At 46.1% G+C, this 16977-nt stretch carries 15 protein-coding genes; 2 read left to right on the forward strand and 13 right to left on the reverse strand.

Annotated features, from left to right (window positions below; all coding sequences use genetic code 11):
* Positions 1–10 precede the first annotated feature (10 nt).
* Complete coding sequence (locus tag NSQ57_RS13960; protein ID WP_039271202.1) at positions 11–469, reverse strand: flavodoxin; 459 nt, start codon at positions 467–469, stop codon at positions 11–13.
* Between the two features lie 496 nt (positions 470–965).
* Between NSQ57_RS13960 and NSQ57_RS13965 the strand changes: the two genes are divergently transcribed.
* Both NSQ57_RS13965 and NSQ57_RS13970 read left to right on the forward strand, forming a co-directional pair.
* Positions 966–1829, forward strand: a complete 864-nt coding sequence (locus NSQ57_RS13965) for a class I SAM-dependent methyltransferase (RefSeq protein ID WP_028540694.1) — start codon at positions 966–968, stop codon at positions 1827–1829.
* 9 nt (positions 1830–1838) lie between these two features.
* Positions 1839–2585 carry an RluA family pseudouridine synthase gene (locus NSQ57_RS13970; protein WP_318627196.1) on the forward strand — a complete coding sequence of 249 codons (747 nt, stop codon included), beginning with the start codon at positions 1839–1841 and terminating at the stop codon, positions 2583–2585.
* Positions 2586–2721: 136 nt separating this feature from the next.
* Here the strand turns inward: NSQ57_RS13970 and NSQ57_RS13975 are convergent, their stop codons facing one another.
* From NSQ57_RS13975 to purT, 12 genes are all read right to left on the reverse strand, one after another.
* Complete coding sequence (locus NSQ57_RS13975; protein ID WP_342426131.1) at positions 2722–4224, reverse strand: DHA2 family efflux MFS transporter permease subunit; 1503 nt, start codon at positions 4222–4224, stop codon at positions 2722–2724.
* Positions 4208–4693 (reverse strand): MarR family transcriptional regulator, encoded by a 486-nt coding sequence (locus NSQ57_RS13980; protein ID WP_342424951.1) that lies wholly within the window; start codon positions 4691–4693, stop codon positions 4208–4210. The genes NSQ57_RS13975 and NSQ57_RS13980 overlap by 17 nt, the downstream gene beginning before the upstream one ends.
* A 268-nt stretch (positions 4694–4961) precedes the next feature.
* Entirely contained in the window at positions 4962–5432 is a 471-nt protein-coding gene (locus NSQ57_RS13985; protein WP_039271193.1) for a MarR family transcriptional regulator, read from the reverse strand.
* 276 nt (positions 5433–5708) lie between these two features.
* Positions 5709–8171, reverse strand: a complete 2463-nt coding sequence (gene gyrA / locus NSQ57_RS13990) for a DNA gyrase subunit A (RefSeq protein ID WP_069010644.1) — start codon at positions 8169–8171, stop codon at positions 5709–5711.
* 22 nt (positions 8172–8193) lie between these two features.
* Entirely contained in the window at positions 8194–10173 is a 1980-nt protein-coding gene (gene parE / locus NSQ57_RS13995; RefSeq protein ID WP_039271190.1) for a DNA topoisomerase IV subunit B, read from the reverse strand.
* Positions 10174–10271: 98 nt separating this feature from the next.
* Positions 10272–11261, reverse strand: a complete 990-nt coding sequence (locus NSQ57_RS14000) for an ABC transporter permease (RefSeq protein ID WP_039271187.1) — start codon at positions 11259–11261, stop codon at positions 10272–10274.
* Positions 11254–12330: an ABC transporter ATP-binding protein gene (locus tag NSQ57_RS14005; RefSeq protein WP_029518152.1), complete on the reverse strand. Its 1077-nt coding sequence runs from the start codon at positions 12328–12330 to the stop codon at positions 11254–11256. Before NSQ57_RS14005 ends, NSQ57_RS14000 begins: the two co-directional genes overlap by 8 nt.
* Positions 12330–13277 (reverse strand): GDSL-type esterase/lipase family protein, encoded by a 948-nt coding sequence (locus NSQ57_RS14010; RefSeq protein WP_039271184.1) that lies wholly within the window; start codon positions 13275–13277, stop codon positions 12330–12332. The genes NSQ57_RS14005 and NSQ57_RS14010 overlap by 1 nt, the downstream gene beginning before the upstream one ends.
* A 175-nt stretch (positions 13278–13452) precedes the next feature.
* Positions 13453–14133, reverse strand: a complete 681-nt coding sequence (locus NSQ57_RS14015) for a TIGR00266 family protein (RefSeq protein WP_029518154.1) — start codon at positions 14131–14133, stop codon at positions 13453–13455.
* 227 nt (positions 14134–14360) lie between these two features.
* Positions 14361–15101: a CAP domain-containing protein gene (locus NSQ57_RS14020; RefSeq protein ID WP_029518155.1), complete on the reverse strand. Its 741-nt coding sequence runs from the start codon at positions 15099–15101 to the stop codon at positions 14361–14363.
* Between the two features lie 207 nt (positions 15102–15308).
* On the reverse strand, positions 15309–15770 hold the full coding sequence (locus NSQ57_RS14025) for a GNAT family N-acetyltransferase (RefSeq protein WP_013310623.1): 462 nt from the start codon (positions 15768–15770) through the stop codon (positions 15309–15311).
* Positions 15763–16947 (reverse strand): formate-dependent phosphoribosylglycinamide formyltransferase, encoded by a 1185-nt coding sequence (gene purT / locus NSQ57_RS14030; protein WP_318627360.1) that lies wholly within the window; start codon positions 16945–16947, stop codon positions 15763–15765. The genes NSQ57_RS14025 and purT overlap by 8 nt, the downstream gene beginning before the upstream one ends.
* Between the last annotated feature and the right edge of the window lie 30 nt (positions 16948–16977).

Below are 16977 nucleotides of genomic sequence, written 5' to 3' on the forward strand. Positions count from 1 at the left end.
CACTCTCTTCTCAGGACACTTCAATACCAGCCTGTGCAAATTGTCTTCCGTAAGCTCGGCAATTCTCCTTATCATCATCCAATGGATTGAATTCAATCTTCAGACTCTCTTGAATGACCGATGCGCCGCGTTCTTTGACTTTTTCCTCTACCAAGTCCACTGCACCACAGAATTGCGTATAGGATGTATCTCCACTACCAAATACTGCCGTCTTTTTACCAGACAGATCAAGTTCGTCTAGTTCCTCGTAAAAATCCAAAAATTCATCAGGAAGCTCACCATCTCCCCATGTATATACACCCAGCAGGAACCCGTCATATGCGAGCAGTTCTTGCGCGCTGCAATCATACGAAGCCTTCAACTCAGCCTCATGTCCTGCCTGACGGACGCCCTCGGCGATCAATTCCGCAATTTCCTCTGTATTACCGGTCAAACTGGCATAAGTAATCATAATTTTACCCAAGTTCATCCCTCACCTTTATTTGAAATATGGGATGCTTTCACTCCCTGTTACTCAAATAATATTTGATAATGATTCTCATTGTCAAATGTTAATTTCAAAAACTAGGTTTAATCTTGGGGAAATATACGCAAAACAGCCGCATGACATGCGGCTGCTGGCTGAAAACCTATGGATAAGCAAATTAATTAGAGGCCTGTTTAATGAAGTAGAATTTCAGCTGTGTTGATAAAAAAATATTATGTACGTACAATTCATTCCATTTTCATTATTATAATAAAAAACGGATGGTTGTACGTACAAGGGGGATTGGCTTCATTTTAATATGGAAGCGCTATAATTACAAGTACATCCGAGAAAAAATATTTTAGACCAAGTGACTACTTACTTATTTATGTAATCATTCGATTGTTGCTGTGGTTTGTTGTACAATAGACTCCATATGGGGATTTCTGTGCAGCTTGCTGCCTGAATCCTGAATTGACTGCTGAAGGATGGATTGTACATGTATGTAGCACAAGAATGGAAAGACTACGAAGTAATGGATACAGGCGGTGGTGAAAAACTAGAACGTTGGGGTGATATTGTCCTGCGTCGTCCCGATCCGCAAATCATATGGCCTTTGGCCCAGGAAACAGCTGAATGGCGTAATGTTCATGGGCATTATCACCGCAGTTCCTCCGGTGGCGGCAACTGGGATATGAAAAAACCTATCCCTGAGCGCTGGACCATTAGCTATGGACCGCTTAAATTCCACATTAAACCGACCAGCTTTAAGCATACTGGTCTTTTCCCAGAGCAAGCAGCAAACTGGAGCTGGATGATGGATAAAATCAAAGGTGCAGGCAGACCCATTTCTGTACTGAACCTGTTTGCATACACGGGAGGAGCCACTACTGCTGCTGCGTATGCTGGAGCCAGTGTGGTTCACGTGGATGCCGCCAAAGGCATGGTACAGTGGGCAAAGGAAAACGTTCAATTGTCCGGTCTGGCTGACCGTCCGGTACGTTTCATTACGGACGACGTATTCAAGTTCGTGCAACGAGAACAACGTCGGGGCAACCGTTATGATGCCATTATTATGGACCCTCCTTCTTACGGGCGCGGACCGAACGGAGAAACTTGGAAGCTTGAAGAAAGCTTATACCCGTTTCTCGAATCCTGCATGAGCATCATTTCAGATCAACCGCTGTTCATGCTCATTAACTCCTATACTACAGGTATTTCGCCTACTGTATTGCGCAACATGCTGAGCATGACAATGCAACAAAAGTACGGCGGCCAAATTAGCGCTGGTGAAATCGGATTGCCGATCACACGCTCGGGATTGAATTTGCCTTGTGGTATTCTCGGACGCTGGGAGGCTTAAATTCCTCTTATGACTCAAAATGAACTTACTCGGCATGAACATGCACAGTCGAACATCCCTGTCCTATATGAGGACAATCATGTTTTGGCGGTTGTAAAGCCTGTCAATGTTCCAACGCAAGAGGATGCCAGTGGTGATCCTGATCTGTTGTCTTTACTCAAGGAAGATTTAAAAATTAGACACAATAAGCCTGGTAACGTTTTTTTGGGTTTAGTTCACAGACTGGATCGGCCTGTAGGTGGAGCCATGATTTTTGCTAAGACGTCCAAAGCTGCTTCTCGCCTGTCAGAGTCGGTTCGAAGTCGTCATTTTCACAAACTGTATACAGCCGTTCTGAATGGCGTTCCTACGGCCCCGCAAGGCCGTCTGACCCATTACCTGCTAAAGGATAGTCGAACCAACACGGTTCAAACGGTTCGGCCTGGCACGGCTGGTGCGAAGGAAGCCATTTTGGAGTATCGCGTAATCGGACAAGCAGATGGACTCAGTCTCGTGCAGATTAAGTTGCACACCGGACGCTCACACCAAATTCGTGTGCAAATGCAGGCGATCGGCTGTCCCCTCTACGGTGACCAAAAATATGGGGGTCATCTGAGTCGGCCCGGTCAACAGCTGGCGCTATGGTCCTTACTCGCTGGAGCACCGCATCCGGTTAGCAAGGACGATATGAGATTTCACTCGTTACCTCCTGTCCAATTTCCATGGGATGAATGGCCCAGGTCGCTTTACGAGAACATGATTACGACTGAAATTTGAACCGAAAAGCCCTGCTCCATCTGGATATCTACATCCTCAATCCCCATTTGCACAAAGAACCTGCAATGCATGTTTGTTCACATGCGTTACAGGTTCTTTTTTGTAGAAAATTAAATTAATGCGTCATCTTATCCTTTTATGACGAGGAAGCCACGGACTGCCCCTTCTTGCTGTTTACCAGCTGTTGACGGGGATGGGCGTTTTTTGCATTCGTATTTTTGATAAAAAACGCTAAAATCAGAGCGGCCACACTCAACACTGTTGCAATGATAAAAGCCGAGTTAATCCCATAAATTGTAGCTTGATTGCCTGCAGCCAGCATCCCCACTTTATCCGTCACGGTTAGTCCCTCAGATGTAACAATCAACGTCAAACGGTTGCTGCTTTGTGTGGACATCACCGTCACCAGAATTGCCGTCCCAATTGAGCCGGAAATCATACGCAGCGTGTTACTCATCGCCGTACCATGTGCATTCAATCGTTGCGGAAGCTGATTCAACCCGGCCGTTTGGATCGGCATCATCAGCAAAGACATCCCGAACATCCGCACCGTATAATTAATTAACAGTGTCATATAGGTGGTTGTTTCGGTCAACCGTGTAAATTCCCAAGTTGTTATAGCCATGATCAGCAAACCAATTACAGACAACCAACGCGCTCCGATTCGGTCAAAAATAGCCCCCGTTACAGGAGACATGAGCCCCATCAGAATCGCTCCCGGTAACATTAGCATTCCGGACTGGAGCGGTGTAAAACCCCGAATATTTTGCAAATAAATTGGAAGCAATATCATACCGGCGTACAAAGCCATCGTCACAATCACATTAATGATTGTCGTCAAGCTGTACACATCGTATTTAAAGATACGGAACTCCAGCATAGGCTCATCTACCTTCAGCTGGCGGATAATAAACAAAATAAGCGCAATTGTCCCAACGATAAGCGTAGACAGGACCGGAATACTTCCCCAACCCGATGTTCCTGCATCACTAAAGCCGTATAACAGTCCACCGAAACCGAGCGTAGACAAAATGATGCCAGGAATGTCCAACTTAGGCTTAGACTGCTCCGTTACATTTTTCAGAAAAATAAATCCGATCACAATCGAAATTACTGAAATCGGTAGGATGATCCAAAACAATACCCGCCAGTCATAATGCTGTACTATATAACCGGATAAGGTTGGCCCAATGGCTGGAGCAAAACCCATCGCAATCCCCAAGGTTCCCATCGCCCGACCACGACGCTCTATTGGGTAGATGTTCAAGATAACGACCATCATTAATGGCATCATGATACCTGCTCCCGCGGCCTGAATAAGTCGACCGATCAGCAATATGCTGAAGCTTGGCGCTATAGCACATAACAGCGTGCCGATTGAAAAAATAGTCATCGCACTAATAAACAATTTACGAGTAGAGAAACGGGCAATTAAGAACGCGGTCACCGGGATCAGTACCCCATTCACAAGCATAAAGCCCGTACTAAGCCACTGAGCTATATTGGCATCTATATTCAGATCACTCATCATTTTCGGTAAAGCCACACTGATTAACGTCTGATTTAATATCGCTACAATCGCGCCAATCAACAGAGCGGCCACAATGGGTGCTCTGCGTACATTACCTGGTAGTGTCATTTGAGGACTGCTCAAGTTGATTCATTCCCTTCGGTGTTAATTTCATGATCATTTGTTTATGGATATCCAGGACCATCTCTAGCTGCTCCTTCGGGATGTCCAGAATGGGCAAGACGCGCTCCATCCACATGGCGTCTACCTTTTTCATGATATCTTTTCCTTCCAGTGTAAGCGTCAGCACTAAGGATCTACGGTCATGCTCATGCCGTCCGCGAGCAATATATCCCGCCTTGGTCAAGCGGTCAACCACCCCACTCATAGAGCTGCTTCCCACATGCGCTATGTCTGCCAACTCGGATAACCCGATGTTGGGGCGTTTATTCAGAATTGCCAAAGCCATATGCTGAATGGCCGTCAGATCCAAATGCTGCTCCTCGTTCCAGAAGGCATAAAATATCGTTTTGTTAACCTCTCTTATTGATTGAATAATCCGGTACACCTCAAGTCTGTCTTCCTCTCTATCACTCACTGGAACCATCCTTCTTTCTATTACCCAATTCACAATCCATATGCATATACATAAATTAGAAACTATTTGCATGCGAAATGTTATTTATTTATAACTATTATTTTATCATCTCTTATGTAAATGTCAACATTCACCCAAATATCACCTATACTTCAACACAAAAAAGCGCGGTATGAATACCACGATAGGTATTTCATCCGCGCACTCCTAATTTCCTTAAAATGATAATCTGCTGCGTACAGCTACTTTCATGTATCCACCATTCTAGTTATTCTGCTCGTTCTATTTGTTCCTTTACTCCCTCAGCCTCACGTGTCATTACTGAAGTTTTCGTCTTCGTTGTAATTTTCCCCAACAAATAAACCAGCAAATTTTGATTGTGCTGAGAAATTCGGTTTAGTGCAGAACCCAGAAAATCATCCCGGATTCGCAATCCACGCTCTACTTCTTCTCTCCCTTGATCCGAGATAACAATCCATACAATTCTACGGTCCTTTACATCTCTGAAACGGGTGACCAGTCGATTCCGCTCCATCCGATCCAGCAGCATCGTAACCGCGGCTGGTGTGGTGGCGAGATATGGGATTAGTTGAGACGGTTTCATACGGCCGTATTCGTTCAAAACCTCCAGCACCGTAAGTTGAGCTTCCGTTAGTGATGGAGCCAGCTGCTGCTCCATATGAACCTTATAATCCTTAGCCATTCTGGACCAGATTTTCGCAAATTCGGTCGTTTGCATTTTGCCTCACTCCTTTAAATAACAGGGTCAGTAAAAGCATCAAAGTTACCGTATGGGCCACCGTCCGGATTGTATTTCATCACATTAAATTTTCGCCATTCAGCCCCGGTTTCCTGCCGTTTTTGGAGCATGAAATGAAAAGGGGAAGGAAGTCTCACCTCGGTTTTGAAGGCTGGTCAGGGTTCGACACCATGACGGCAAAAAGGTCCTCATTCGTGCCGGAATGGCACGAGAGGACCTCTCTTTTTCGAGCTAATAAGCGCTTGACTTTTCCTATTATTCTATGGACTGAGAAGCTTGCGGCTCACTACGCAGCAGCACATTCACAATTTCGTCCTTCTTCTCCACTGGAGCCAGCAACTTGCCTGTATCCTTGCGATCAGTCAAAGGAGCCTTTTCCGAAAGGAAGGACATCGTTTGTCCTTCTGCTGTGATCGCAAATAATTGAATTGCTTCACGGCAATAGAAGGCAGCCACGATTCGCGTTCCATTCGAACGTATTCGTTTGCCTTCCTTGAACTCAAAGGTGGTGATACCTTTGCCGCCTCTTCCCTGTGTAGGATAGTCCAACAGAAGCGTACGCTTACCATAACCGGACTCGGTCAGCACCAACACTTCTCCTTCATCCTCTTCTACCCATAACGCTGCGATAATTTCATCGCCTTCCGCCAGCTGTATACCTTTGACACCAGCCGAGACGCGGCCCATCGCATTAACCTCTTGCTCCTTGAAGCGTATACTCATACCCGCGCGGGTAATCAGCATAATATCCCGGGTACCCTCGCTTAACGTTACCGATAACACCTCATCGTCCCCTGCTACTTTGCAGGCGGCTACGGCACTAGAACGTTTTGTAGCATATTCTTTCAACTCTGTACGCTTTACTTGGCCCTTCTTAGTTACAAATACCAGACTTTTACCGATTTCCTCGATGTTTTTGAGCGGAATCACACTTACGATACGATCTTCCTTCGATAACGGAATGACGTTGACAATTGGAGTGCCCGGCTCTTTCCACTTATACTCTGGCACCTGATGTACAGGCAATAAAAAGTATTGTCCGCGCTGGGTGAAGACGAGCAATACATCCAGCGTGTTCACATCAAGCAATTGGGTAACGTAATCCCCTTCTTTAACACCGGAACTTGAACGTTCCCCGCCTGAACGAGTGAATGACAACATACTTGTACGTTTCACATATCCATCTTTCGAGAGTGTCAGCAACACATCCTCTGCTCCTACCATAACTTCCAGGTTCACCTTAATCTCTTCTACCTCGCCCTGGATATCTGAACGACGGTCAATGCCGTACTTTTCGCGAATTTCCAACAGTTCCTTGCGAATTAGGCTGATCAGCTTACGGTCACTTTCCAGAATAGAACGATATTGCGCGATTTTTTTCTGGATGTCACCCAGTTCTTTTTCAAGCGTGGTGATTTCCAGATTGGTGAGACGGTACAACTGCAAAGTCAAAATAGAATCTGCCTGACGTTCGCTAAAACCAAACATCCATTGCAAATTATTTTGCGCGTCCTGGCGATTTTTGGAAGCTTTAATGGCTGCAATGACCTCATCCAGAATGTTCAGTGCTTTGACCAAACCTTCTAGCACATGGGCACGATCCTCTGCCTTTTCCAGTTCATACTGGATACGGTGAGTGACAACTTCGCGTTGATGGGCGATATACGCTTCCAAAATGGACTTCAGTCCAAGCTGATGTGGCGCCTTGTTCACAATGGCTACCATGTTGAAGTTATATGCCACCTGTAGGTCGGTTTTTTTTAGCAAATAAGCTAAAATTCCTTCTGCATCGGCTTCCTTCTTCAGCTCCACAACGATGCGCAAACCATTTCGTCCACTCTCGTCACGAACCTCGGCAATTCCTTCCACTTTTTTCTCCAAACGGATATTTTCCATGGCGGTTACGAGCCTTGATTTGACGATCTGGTATGGGATTTCGGTAATGACCAGCTGCTGCTTACCTCCGCGCAAGGACTGAATTTCCGTTTTGGAACGAATATAAATGCGTCCTTTTCCCGTACGGTAAGCGTCCTTGATGCCTTCGCCACCCATAATGAGTCCACCAGTCGGGAAATCAGGACCTTTAATAAAGGTCATAATCTCTTCCAACTCAATCTCCGGCTTTTCCATCACAGCAATGCTGGCATCAATAACTTCGCGTAAACTATGCGTAGGGATCTCTGTCGCAAATCCCGCCGAGATTCCACTGGAACCGTTCACCAATAAATTTGGATAACGAGACGGCAACACAACAGGCTCTTTGGCCGAGTTATCAAAATTGTCCTTGAACAAAACCGTACGCTTTTCAATATCGCGTAGCATTTCCATTGCGATCGGAGACAAGCGAGCCTCCGTGTAACGCATAGCTGCTGCCGGATCATCATCCTGGGACCCCCAGTTACCGTGACCGTCCACCAGCACGTGACTCATTTTCCAGGGCTGTGCCATCCGTACCATGCCGTCGTAAATCGACGAATCACCGTGGGGGTGGTAATTACCCATTACGTCCCCAACGGTTTTGGCCGATTTACGATATGCTTTATCCGGCGTATTGCCCGAGTCGTACATTGCATAAAGAATCCGACGTTGTACGGGTTTTAATCCGTCCCGTACATCGGGTATCGCCCGATCCTGAATAATATATTTGGAATATCGGCCAAAGCGGTCACCGACCACTTCCTCCAGAAAAGCTGGCAAAAACTGCTCCGATAAGCTCATGTATACACCTCTTTTGATAGCACTACTCTACGTATTCCGTGAAATCTACGTTTTCCACGATCCAGCGTTTGCGCGGATCCACCTTATCACCCATCAAAGTGGACACCCTACGTTCAGCCTTGGCTGCATCCTCTATCTGAACGCGTAACAAGGTGCGTGAATCGGGATTCATCGTTGTTTCCCATAACTGATCAGGGTTCATTTCCCCAAGTCCTTTATAGCGCTGAAGCTCAAAATTCCGTCCAAATTCTTTTAAATAATTATCAAGCTGCTCGTCAGTCCAAGCATAACGCACCGTTTCGAGCTTACCCGACTTTCGAGTTATTTTATACAATGGCGGTTGAGCAATAAATATGCGTCCTGCATCAATAAGCTCTTTCATGTACCGATAAAAGAACGTCAACAACAGCACTTGAATGTGCGCACCATCTGTATCTGCATCGGTCATAATGATGATTTTGGAATAATTGCTGTCTTCCAGCGAAAACTCTGTTCCTACCCCCGCACCAATAGCTGCTGTAATAGCACGGTACTCATCATTCTTCATAATATCCGCCAGTTTGGATTTCTCCGGATTCATCGGCTTACCCTTTAGCGGTAAGATGGCCTGAATTTTGGAATCCCGTCCCTGCTTGGCTGATCCTCCAGCCGAATCGCCTTCCACAATAAACAACTCATTACGTGTAAAATCCTTGGACTGCGCAGGCGACAGTTTACCATTCAAATTGGAACTTTCACTGCGCTTTTTACCGGAACGCATCTCATCCCGAGCTTTACGTGCAGCTTCACGCGCTCTGGATGCTTGAACTGCCTTCTTGATCAAAGTTTGTGCTATCTGCGGATTTTCTTCCAAAAAACGCTGCATCTGCTCAGATACGATGGCATCCACTGTACTCCGTGCCGAAGCGCTACCCAGTTGATCCTTTGTCTGACCGACAAATTCAACCTCAGCCATCTTGACACTGATTACAGCCATCATGCCCTCACGTAGATCGTTGCCCTCCAAGTTTTTATCCTTTTCTTTCAACATCACCGTTTTCCGGGCATAGTCGTTCATGACACGAGTGTAAGCGGTTTTGAATCCCGTTTCATGCGTACCTCCGCCACGTGTCGGAATGGAGTTAACGAACGAAGCAATCGTCTCTGTATAACCCGCATTGTACTGGATGGCAATCTCTACTTCAATGTCTTCTTTCTCGGCATTAAAGTGAATAACGTCATGCAGCACATCCTTGCCCTCATTCAGAAAAGCAACAAACTGACTTGCGCCACCCTCATAAAAATACTCATCTGACTTTCCGCTGCGTTCGTCTTTAAGTTGAATACGAAGGCCCGAATTTAGAAAAGCAATTTCCTGAAGGCGCTCAGCCAACGTATCGTAGTTAAAATGAATGCCTGCTTGAAAAACACGAATATCCGGTTTAAATGTAATTTTCGAGCCCGTCTTGTTAGTATTGCCCAGCACTTCAAGGCCTGTGGTCGGTTCCCCGACATGCTCCACGCCCTTCTTGTCCTGCCAATATTCAAACCGCTGACGGTGAATCTTGCCGTCCCGGTAAATTTCTACTTCAAGCCATTCCGAAAGAGCGTTCGTTACAGATGCACCTACACCGTGCAGACCCCCGGACTTTTTATATCCCGAACCGCCAAACTTGCCTCCGGCGTGCAAAATGGTGAATACAACCTGAGGCGTAGGAATCCCCGTTTTGTGCATTCCTGTAGGAATACCGCGCCCGTTGTCTGATACCGTAATGGAACCGTCCTTATGCATTGTAATATCAATGCGAGAGCAAAACTTGGCGAGATGTTCATCCACCGCGTTGTCTACAATTTCCCATACCAAATGATGCAGCCCCGAAGAACTGGTGCTCCCGATGTACATGCCCGGCCGTTTGCGAACTGCCACAAGCCCTTCGAGCACTTGAATGTCGTCCGCGCCATATTCTGAAGCTCCGCTTTGTGTGCCGGACGCTCCCGCAGACAAGTCGATTTTGTCGACCATTCATGCTCCCCCTTTGTCTAATCGTAACCGTGTTTTGCCTTATTCTTGATGATTTTCACCAAAAATGCAAACAGATGTTTTCTTTTACCTTGTCCATTTTAATTCAATATATCCCGTTTCGTAAAGACGGCGAATGAAACAATCAATGCCGCAGCCCCCCAAATGCCCAGTACAGCTAAAGAAAAAGGTAAAGTCATTCCCTCAATCGGGGCGGGGCTTCCAGATAAATAATCGGTTAATTGGAGGTTAACCATAAATAAATATTTAGCACTCTGCCAAGACGAAGCCATGTTTGTCAAAATAGTGCCCGAAATGAGTGCAGCCATCATGACCACGATACTTGCCGCCGTACTTCGTACCAGGACAGATACCATAAAGGCTAACGAAGCTACCACAAGACTGACAAACCAGATTAATCCGGCTTGCAGCATCAGATAATGCCATTGTGGAATCGCATGTACAGCAGACAAATCCACCGTCGATCCAACAATTTGAAATCCGGTAAATACCGGAACATTAAAACCGCGAAAACCAAAAAACAAGCCTGATATCAGATAGCTAATAACAAATACAGCCAAAATGATGAGCGAGACGAACATATACAATGTCAGCAGCTTACTCAGCAGTATTTTCCACCGCCTGACTGGGCGGGTCAGCAACATTTTTATCGTGCCTGTCGTCCGTTCTCCTGAAACCAAGTCGGAGGCAATAGCCATAATCAACAGCGGAACGAACAAATTTATCGAATTATCCATAAACTCTCTGGTAAAAGTGACACCACTCGGCTCATTCGGATTCACATCATTTTCCAAATAATATTGCATCTGCTGCACAAAGACCCGACGGTAGGTCTTCCATTCCTCGGGAACCCGGTCACTTCCCAGCGAGTTTTGATTATCGGTAATCGCCTGACGCAGTTCAAGCCGCCAATCATTGCCGAATTTTTCGCGATTGTTTTCTGCCACTTTCATCTGAGCGTACGTAAAAATTGGCACAAGCACAAGTAAAACTAGTAAAATGACATAAAATCGTTTCTTCTTGATAATTTTGAGTGTTTCATTTTGTACGAGCGGTAAAATGTTATTCAAGTATCTCACCTTCCGTCATTTTCAGGAATAGCTGCTCCAATGTAGGGTTGATTTTGGTTACACCTTTAACGGAAATACCGGAAGCCGTCATTTGTGTCACCAGCTCCGCAATATGCTCTTCATCCATTTCTGTAAAAATTGCATCGGCTCCGCTACCTGCAACAATACTGTCATCAATTAATTCATCGGCGTTCGTAATCATTTGCACATGCGGAGAATTTTGCAATATGGCAAGACCCTGATCACGAGGCTCCAGTTGCCATACGGCCATATGTGAGTGCGTCTCAACCAGTTCTCGTACACCACCTACAGCTAGCACCTTTCCCCGACTTATAATTGCCACCCGATCACATAGCAGCTGGATTTCGCTAAGCAAATGACTGGAAACAAATACAGCCATGCCTTCTGCCGCTAGCAAACGGATAAAAGCTCTCATTTCCTTGATCCCCTTGGGGTCTAACCCGTTGGTCGGTTCATCCAAAATCAGCAATTTCGGTCTACCGAGCAAGGCTTGGGCTATACCAAGACGCTGGCGCATTCCGAGAGAATACGTACTTACTTTATCATGGATACGGCGATCGAGCCGAACCAGCTCAACGACTTCGCGGATACGCTGTTCGTCTACACCAGGCTGCATACGGGCAAAATGCTCTAAATTCTCCCAACCTGTCAGATAGCTGTACACCTCTGGATTTTCCACAATAGAACCAATATGCCGTAAAGCCTGCTCAGGGTCACGATTTACATTATGTCCACAGACAGTAATCGTCCCTTCCGTAGGCTTAATTAAATCGACCAGCATACGAATAGTCGTCGTTTTCCCAGCCCCATTAGGGCCGAGAAATCCGAAAATTTCACCCGCACGAACGTCGAATGTGACATCATGAATGATCATTTTGCGTTTGATACGTTTCTTAACGTGCTGAACAGAGAGAACTGTTTCGTTATTGCTTCTGTCTCTGCCTGTGCTGCCAACCTGATTGGCGGAATGGAAACTGGACACTGCATCCCTTGAGGTCGAATTTTCGGTTATTCCAGTCCCGTTCTTGTCAGCAGATTGGATGCTCATTAGTTGTTCCCTCCCTTTTTCACTTCAGCAGGTTGGCTGCTTGTAGACTGTTGTTCATTATCCACTTTATCGGCATCCTTCGTGTTTGCAACTGCAAACCCTTGCGCGATACGTTCAGCGATTGCCTGATAGCCCTGTCCGTTTGGATGAAAATGATCGGATGATAAATAGACGGGCAAATTTTGCTGGAATAAATCGAAAGTTGGAACCAGAGTCATATTGCTGTTTTGGTTGGTAATTGCCATGGCAGCCAGATTCCATTCTGTTACCACAAGATTACCGGGAATTTTCATTTCCTGCAGATCACTGAATGGATTATATAATCCGACATAGATAATTTTAGCATTCGGATTGATTTTCCCTACCTTTGTCAGCACTTTTTGCAGACGTTTGGCGGCATCAGGCACAGCTTTACGCAAACCACTGAGTGTAGGCGGCTCTTTGCCGGTTTGGGCAGCCTGAGCCCCCTGAAATAAATCATTTCCGCCAATCGAGACCATAATAACGTTAGCCTTTTTCAACACATAAGAAACACCAGGCTCATCCAGCTTGGTCAATAGTCCTTGAGTCGTCAGTCCATTAATCCCCAGATTATTTATGAGCTGAGCCTTATGGCCTTCCTGATTATTTAACAAGCTCACCGACCGACGCACAAAACCACTTCCGGAGTCATCCCCCGTGCCTTTGGCTAGCGAATCTCCAATGGCAGCTACCCGAAACTCTCCCGTCTGATTAGTAGCGGATGGCGCAGTTTGTGTCTGCGATGAACCGGAATGTACAGGTTGAGTGCTAACCATTGGCTCTGGAGCCGTGATACTTTGTACTGCTGTAATAAATCCGTACAATAATAGCAATGTGGCGGCAATGGAAACGGAACCGACAGACCGCCAAATCCATTTTGATGAATTCACTCGTGTTCCCTCCTGATAGCTTAGTGAAATAAACATAAAGCTTCTTATATCATTTTGCAAATAAACCGTTCGGAATAAAAGCGCAATAAATGCTTAGAGTCACATATAATTTCCCATGAACATGCAAAAAAAGGATGGCAAATGGCCACCCTTATATTATACTTTCTTGTGCGAACAGTTTATCCTCTCTTCTCTAATCAAACGAATCAAACTATTTGCTATCAGGGATGAAACTTTTGATCCATTGTCCAAAACTGCCCGGATTTCGACTTTGTATCAGTACCGTTCCTTCACCGCGAAAACGGCATACAAGCGCTTCTCCACTCGTTACGCTGGACAACCAGCCTTTCGATGCTTTTTCAATTTTATAATCCATATAATCCGGCCATGCCACCAGATGAGCATTATCAATAATACGCTCCTCTCCTGGCGCGATATAAATGGGATGAATGGCTCCATAAGAGGATAGGAATACCGTACCTCGACCACTGATTTCTACGATAAAAAAACCTTCACCGGAGAATAAACCTTTCATCAGGTTTTGCATTTTGGTGCTAACCTCAATGCCTTCTGTACAAGCTAGAAAACCGTCCTTTTGGACCATCAACCTATACGTGCCATCCAATTCTACCGCTTGTACATCACCTATACTGGCAGGGGCTAACAACACTTCAGCCGGCCCACGGGCTGCCCTCAGTTCTTGAAAAAAGAATTTTTCTCCGCTTAGCATTCTGCCTAAACCACGTAACAGTCCACCGTCTACTGTCCCCTTTATATCTACACTGGAAGACATGGAAACCATTGCTCCCATTTCCGCTTTAATCATTTCCCCGGGGTTCAACTGCACCTTGAGCATAGCAAAGGCACCTTCATGCACAATTTCGTAGCTCATTTGCTCACCTAGCTTTCCATAAATAGTCTGCTATCCATTCAACTTGCTGCTATCATACTATAAATACGTCCCTTATGTCTTTTCTGGTATAAAGCAAGGGTTATGCCTGTGGAGGAATAAGAGACACCAAAAGACCCGCTGAACGTGTCAGCGGGTCTCCAGATTAACGTCATGCCACTATCTTTTCATAACAGCGGCATGACGTTTCGAACGTATTTACTATCATCTTAGTTACGTGTGAACTCTTGTACCCAATATCCATTGTAGTAAGCCACACCGATTTGCGTATATTCTGCCTTCAAAATATTCTCACGATGTCCCTGACTGTTCATCCAAGCTTTCATTACTTCTTGTGGTGTTTGTTGTCCCATAGCAATATTCTCACCCGCATACGTATAAGTTACACCGAACTTTTTCATCATATCAAAGGGTGAACCGTAGGTCGGAGATGTATGGGAAAAGTAATTGTTCGTGCTCATGTCCTTCGCCTTGGCTAAGGCTACTTCTGTAAGCTTCGCATTAGATGTAAGGGGCTTCAGACCTTTTTGGCTGCGCTCGTTGTTTACAAGCTTTACAACCTCAGCTGCAAATTGGGACTTGCTGAGTTGTGCATCAGACCCTGCAGACTGACCCGCGCCTGAATTTGTGTTTTGTTTTTGGGCCTGTTGCTTGTTACTAGACTGCGAAGCCTTTTGGCTACCTTGTTTGGTTGTTGTTTGCTTGCCGGATGAAGGATTTGCTGTTTTGTTTTTAGCCTTGTCCTTTTCAGATGCATCCTTAATTACGGTCTTTGTTATCGTAGTCGTCCCGTTGGACATATTGACGGTATATCCGTTATTTTGAAACCACTGTTGTAGTTGGGCAGTCAAATCGTCAGCTGGTGAAGCTGATGCCGGAACGATGAATCCTGCGGATAAAATGGCGCTTAGACTTCCCATCACAAGTGTTTTTTTCAACATATTCTTCATTTCGTCATCTCCTTGTTGTATAAATGCCTTGGTGTGAACGCGTCCGGTTACAACTTTGTAATCTTTACTCTAGCAGTATATCATGTTTTATAGCAGGATCAATGGTATAAAAGTTGGAAAAAAAATAGCCCCGCTCGGAATGAACCATGCGGAACTAAGTTAAAAGTAGTGAGGCTTTAAGTATTAAATTGTCTTGTTGTAGGCTGATTATCTAAGCTTTTTGCTGAAACGGTAGCCTTGCTTTTCAAAGCCGATTCGGTTGTAGAAAGCCCGGGCCTCTACTTGTTTGATGCGGTTATTCGCTCCAGTAATGAATAAATGATAGCATCCTTGCGCACGTCCCCACTCCTCACCACAAGCCACCAGGCGCTTGCCAATGCCCTCGCCGCGATACTCCCCGCTCACGACTAGCATGGTGATTTGTACGGCAGGATCAGGATAAGCCAAGCTTTGAGCCGTATGCATGCCGATTACTCCGACAACACGACCATCCATTTCTGCAACCATCATATTCGCTTGACTGTCCTCCCGCGTTGTTCCCATAACTTCTTTCATTACACCACAAGTCATCGGGTATCCGACTTCTCTTAGTAGTCCTGTTACGGCTTCGCAATCGCCAAGCTCTACGGAACGAATTGTCAGTACTGGAATCATCACATTGTTAGACATGATTTACCTCCACTTTCAGCATATTAGCAGCTTCTTTGGCCGTCTTCCGTGCTGTTTCCACATCTTCTGCAGCGCTAAGCGCTACAGCCATCCGGCGACCCGGCTTGGTTTCTGGCTTCCCGAACACTCGCACCTGTGTCCGGGGTAGCAATAATGCATCATGCAGACCGCTTATTACAAAATCCCGCGTAGCCACTTCTGCCTTCAAAGTAGCTGAAGCTCCTGGTGTAAGCAACGTGACAGATGGCACTGGGAATCCGAGGATGGCCCGCACGTGAAGTGCAAATTCCGACAAATCCTGCGTGATCATGGTCACCATACCTGTATCATGCGGACGAGGGGATACTTCACTGAATATGACGCCATCAGTCGTTAAAAATAGCTCTACGCCAAACAATCCGTAACCACCCAGTTCATCCGTAATCGTACGGGCAATGTCTTCCGCCTCCGAAAGCTGCTTGTCCGTCATGCCATGGGGCTGCCAGGATTCGACATAATCCCCATCTTTCTGAATATGGCCAATCGGTGGGCAAAAAGTCGTACCCGAAACCGATCTGACGGTCAATAAGGTGATTTCGCTCTCAAACGGGACAAAAGCTTCAACAATGACACGTGTAGTTTTGGCACGCGCGCCTTCCAGCGCCGTATTCCAGCAGGATTCTGCATCTTCGATTGCCCGGCATACAGACTGCCCTTTACCCGACGAACTCATCAAGGGCTTGACCACGCATGGCGTGCCCAGCTCATGAACCGCCGACCGCAACTGCTCAAAGTTATCTGCAAAACGATAGGCAGCAGTCGGAAGCTGTAATTTCTCGGCAGCCAGCCTGCGGATACCTTCCCGGTCCATCGTAAGACGGGCGGCACGGGCCGTTGGTACTACGTGAAATCCTTCTTGCTCTAATTCTTCCAAAGCACCCGTAGCAATAGCTTCGATTTCAGGTACAATTATGTCGGGCTTTTCCTCACGAATTAGTGCCTTCAACGCCTCAGCATCCTGCATATCCAGACAGTGAGAGCGATGGGCTACCTGCATTGCTGGAGCCAGTTCATAGCGATCAACAGCAATACATTCCACGCCAAGCCGCTGAGCTTCAATAATGACTTCTTTTCCCAATTCGCCGCTACCCAGCAGCAGCATCTTCTTAGCCTTGGCAGAAAAAGGAGCACCCCACATCTTGAACTCTTCCCCCTCTGACGAAAATTG

It is taken from the genome of Paenibacillus sp. FSL L8-0502 (assembly GCF_038593055.1).
Taxonomy (GTDB): domain Bacteria; phylum Bacillota; class Bacilli; order Paenibacillales; family Paenibacillaceae; genus Paenibacillus; species Paenibacillus polymyxa_D.